The sequence below is a fragment of the Nitrosopumilus sp. Nsub genome, from assembly GCF_001541925.1.
GTDB lineage: Archaea > Thermoproteota > Nitrososphaeria > Nitrososphaerales > Nitrosopumilaceae > Nitrosopumilus.
Genome location: NZ_LQMW01000001.1, coordinates 1 through 4,461 on the forward strand (window position 1 = coordinate 1; position 4,461 = coordinate 4,461).

Genomic DNA, 4,461 nt, shown 5'->3' on the forward strand with positions numbered 1-4,461 from the left:
CTAACTTGCTTGCACTAAATGCCGCAATTGAAGCTGCACGTGCAGGTGATGCAGGTCGAGGATTTGCAGTGGTAGCCGACGAGGTAAGACGTCTAGCTGAGGGTTCATCCAAAGCTGCAGGCGAAATTGATGCCACCATCACACAAATTCAAACAGATGCAGAATCAACAGTTGACAAAATTGAACAAAATACAGTTCAGATTGCCCAAGGCAAGAAAATTGTAGACGGTGCACTAGAGTCACTTGATGACATGGTTGCAATGGTTCAAAAAGTAGTTACCAACCAGAATGTTGCAGATCAAAAATAATCTCGCACCTTTCTTTTTTATTTTTTTTATTTTTAATTAAATGACTGTGTATTTGCCTTGGAACATTACTGTTTTTGATTTGTTAAAAAATAATTCTTTAGATATTTTACCAAAATTTCTTTATCTGTTTTTATGAGAAATCTATCAAGTTCTTGACAAGTCTGTTTGATAGGATTGAAGCATCTGTTATTCGTTTTGATTCACTAGGGATTGCTTGCATGGATTGGGAAATAATGGAAATTAAAAAAAAACACAAAAATCCACAAAATGCACATTTATGTTTTAAATAATACATTTTTTAATATCTGCAAAATTCAATGAAATATTTATTTTACAATTTTAAAAAAATGATTGTTTTTGAGATGTGGTGTCTATTCTATGACTTGGAGATTTTGTAGTTATTTTGTATATTTTTGAATGCTAAATGGATAGAAAGTTTAGTCCTGAATACATCAATACTTCAAAAGTTCCAAATCCAATTGATCCAAATAATATTAAAGCTAGATTTCTATCCATTATCTTTTGGTAAACTAACGTATTGATTAGTTTTTCAGCCTTTTTTTAATTATAACTTTCAAGAACAATTGCTATTTCATGATTAGAAACAGTGTTACTTGTCTGTAAACCTCTAAAATTAAAAGAATCCCAAATTGATTTAGACATACATATTCCATTAATTACAGTATGTCCTTCTTTACAAATTTGCTCATCAATTAATTCATCAGAAGAAATGGTTTCTGCAAAAGATTCAGTTATTGTTGTAAATAAAATAAACATAAATATCATCAATAATTTATTTTTCAAATTTCTTACTCCATTGTTTAACTCACTTTTTGATAATAAATTAATTTCTTACCATTAGATTTTAAAAATTTTAATTGTTTTTCAAATGCTCAATTGAGATAATCACATCACCAGGGCAATTTTGTCTTCAGATACTCAAATTGCCAAATCTCAGTAAATGTAAATGCCAGTTGAGAGTTTAGAATTTTGAGATTTAGTGTGGACTTTTAACTTTGGTTTGCTTTTGGTTTTATGACCTTTTTTGGCTTTTAGATACATTTGTTAGCTAACCGATTTTGGCTTTTAGATGGTTTTGAAAAGTGACGTGTGATTTTTATCTAAATTAGGCACAAATTTGCTTTGGTTTGGTACCATGTCTGATTTTGGTTTAAGGTGGTTTTAAGGTGGTTTTTAGCTAAAATTACGCATTTTTTGTATCGTGCCTGTACTAAAATAGCCCAAAAGCACGTGGTTTGTAGTTGGTTTTTTGATACATTTAGGTCCTTTTGAGATTTTCCACAATTGTAACTTTGTTGGTTTGAAAGTTGTTGTAAATGCAAGAAAACTCTGAGGACCTGGACAAAACAAAACGTGCTTTCCAAGCAAACATGTCATCTCTAAATATGAAAACAGCTAGTGTTAGTTAATATTTCAAAATACACTATGCATTTTATGAAATTTAAAAATAGAGAGTTTGATACCTCTCTTTCAAGGTACCATTTTTACACTTAAGGCAAACTCAATCGGAGTTGATTTGAGGCGACAGTGTTTTTCTTCTCTGATGTTATGAGAGTAGTTGCAGTATGTAAGATTCTGTTTGTGTGAAATGATCAGATGGTACACAAAACAGTATTGTGGTTTTTGGTTAAAATTATGCCTTTTTTGTATCGTGCCTGTACTAAAATAGCCCAAAAGCACGTGGTTTGCAGTTGGTTTTTGTGGTTTTTTGCTGTTTTGTAATAAAGTTTCCAAAAGGTTTAATAACATAAGTACCGTAATTTACGGTACTATGGTTAACTTGAAAAAATACGTCTATTATTCTAAAAAGAATCCCTACATGAAGCATTACAAAAATGACTCATACTGTGTAACATGTAATGAACATTATGTTGGAAAGAGAGGCGGACAGTCACATAGCTCAAAAATTCATCATATGACTTTAGATGGCAAGAAATTAAATCCTAAAAAAGATAAAAAAATAATCTCTGAAATTAAAGCAGACAATCCCAAAACAATTTCAGTCAAAAGCGATTCTTCAAGTGAAGATGAGGCATTTCACACAACTATGAGAAAGGCCGATGTGATGATGGCCCTTAATTCAAAAATTGTTCAATTAGAAAAAATGGGGTTAGCAGAACATGCAGAAAAGTTAAGAAGACAACACGGCATATATTCACAACAAAAACCTGCTGACAAAATAACTGCATCTATGTTGCTTATGATGGGGAATAATGAGACTGACCCTGCTAGGCAAAATCTGTTTTATGCATTGTATGCAGCAAAATTAGATGGTGCATCTGATAGTACCATAATTGACATGGCATCAACGTTCCTTTTATGGTCCCCTGCAGAAAAGCCTGCTGAAAAATCTGAAATCATAAAACAAGCAGAATTGCTAGTCGGCAATACTATTAAAAATATGAATCGTGACCCCGTTGATGATGTAATTAGATATCAACAAGCCATATCCAAGACAAACAATAACAGTTTTGATGATGATTTTGTTTGGCGTGTGAAAAAATTCAAAGAACCAAAGATGACACATATTGATATTTTGCCTGCCTCTGCAACTGAGCCGGTATTGCCATCTGAAAAAAGGGCCATTCCAGTTACAATTACTCATAATCGCAAACTTCCTTCAGTCCGACAGGTATTTCCAATGGGTGAGACAAATTTTTCTAAAGACTCGCATGACATGTATTTTGATTTTGATGAATCTGAGTACAATGATGATGTGAATATGGCAAGTAATTTTGATACTCTTTTGGATTGTGCAGACATGTCAACTACACATGCCGCATCTAATTGAAAGAAAGTTGGATTGAAAATTTAGATTTGTTTATGATGTCTAAAGTGCTCCCATCGAGATTTAATCAAATTGCGTAAAGCCTGCAGACCAAATACTGGATTTAAATGAGAATTAATTTCAGGACAATAAGGAATTAAAATAATTATTCTTAAAATCTATTAAGATAGAAAAATTCTCCATAGTGTATGAGTAAAAAAGAAGCAAAAGATTATTTTAAAAAATTAATGGATGATACTCAAAATAAAATTGATGATGTAAATAATGAAAAATCAACAAATGAAGATGTGAAAATAGATAATAATGAGCAAATTCAGGAACAAAATATGAGTGAAAGTGAACCAAAAAAATCTAAAATTGCAATTGCAACTCTCAAAATGCCAGATGGAAAAGAAGTAGAGATCCCATTACCTCCAAAAGTTTTCAAAACAGGTCGTGAAGGATATTATGCACAAATTGCAGCATTTGTATACGATGATGAAGTATATGGTGGTCAAATACAAGTCTGGAAAAAAACACCCAAAAAAACTGAAGAATAAATATTATTTCTCCAAAATGAATAATTAAATACCAATAATAGATATTTTTGTAATCTCAAAATCTAAAGGTGATGTCAGAACTGAAATTAATCCGGCATATCTAAAAGCAGATTTTGTTTTTTCACCTGACAAAATAATTGATTCTCAAAAATCAGTTAGAGATATGACTCGGATTGGACATCACAGATATGGTAATTCTAAAATGACTCTTAAAAATAGGTCTGAAATTCCATATCTGATGTCATTAATTGAACAAGCATACACAAAATTATCTTAATACAAAACTAAATTCTAAATTCACAAACACTCTTCAAATTACATGCATCACATTTTTGCTTACTTTCATGATGTGCTGGCTCTGTAATATCTAGGGAAATTTGTGCAAATCTCTCCAATGATGTATGCAGATAATGTAGTGAAAAAGAGTCTTGAATCTCTGAATACACCTTGTATGGCTCTCTGCTTTTTCTATCGCAGATTCTAATCTGCCACTGTTTTTGGGTGTGAGGCATCTCAAAGATGTCCTCAGGCTTTTTGCTTCTTTTGGCTGAATATGTCGAGTTTAGATACGTCAAAACTTGGAGTAATTGACTAGGATATGGCTGGGTTTTATCATCATAAATTTGGGGTCTTCCTGCAAACTTGTCGTCTTGAACTATGAGAGTTCCATCTACTCGCATAATTTTATCAATTCTTCCAGATAGTGACACTAGAACATTATCTTGTGGAAACTCAAAGGGAATGGAAAGTGTAGAGTAAATGTTTTCTCGTGCAAACTCAATGTCTCTTTTCTCATCTTTGATTT

At 32.1% G+C, this 4,461-nt stretch carries 5 protein-coding genes; 3 read left to right on the forward strand and 2 right to left on the reverse strand.

Annotated elements, in window-relative coordinates:
* Positions 1 to 308, forward strand: a 308-nt coding sequence (locus AW732_RS00005) for a methyl-accepting chemotaxis protein (protein ID WP_253805506.1), incomplete at its 5' end; no start/stop codon positions are given.
* A gap of 561 nt (positions 309 to 869) precedes the next feature.
* Here the strand turns inward: AW732_RS00005 and AW732_RS00010 are convergent.
* Positions 870 to 1,112, reverse strand: a complete 243-nt coding sequence (locus AW732_RS00010) for a hypothetical protein (RefSeq protein ID WP_172790347.1) — start codon at positions 1,110 to 1,112, stop codon at positions 870 to 872.
* 988 nt (positions 1,113 to 2,100) lie between these two features.
* Here AW732_RS00010 and AW732_RS00015 point away from each other — a divergent pair.
* Both AW732_RS00015 and AW732_RS00020 read left to right on the forward strand, forming a co-directional pair.
* Complete coding sequence (locus AW732_RS00015) at positions 2,101 to 3,120, forward strand: hypothetical protein (protein WP_156416030.1); 1,020 nt, start codon at positions 2,101 to 2,103, stop codon at positions 3,118 to 3,120.
* Positions 3,121 to 3,305: 185 nt separating this feature from the next.
* A complete protein-coding gene (locus AW732_RS00020) occupies positions 3,306 to 3,656 on the forward strand; it encodes a hypothetical protein (protein WP_067956669.1) in 351 nt (116 codons plus the stop codon).
* 284 nt (positions 3,657 to 3,940) lie between these two features.
* Here the strand turns inward: AW732_RS00020 and AW732_RS00025 are convergent.
* Positions 3,941 to 4,461 (reverse strand): PD-(D/E)XK nuclease family protein (locus AW732_RS00025; RefSeq protein ID WP_172790348.1); only part of this gene is annotated, 521 nt, incomplete at its 5' end.

Excerpts from the sequence above, each read along its gene's own strand:
- AW732_RS00020 (WP_067956669.1), top strand. The coding sequence starts at position 3,306 with ATGAGTAAAAAAGAAGCAAAAGATTATTTTAAAAAATTAATGGATGAT.
- AW732_RS00015 (WP_156416030.1), top strand. The coding sequence starts at position 2,101 with ATGGTTAACTTGAAAAAATACGTCTATTATTCTAAAAAGAATCCCTAC.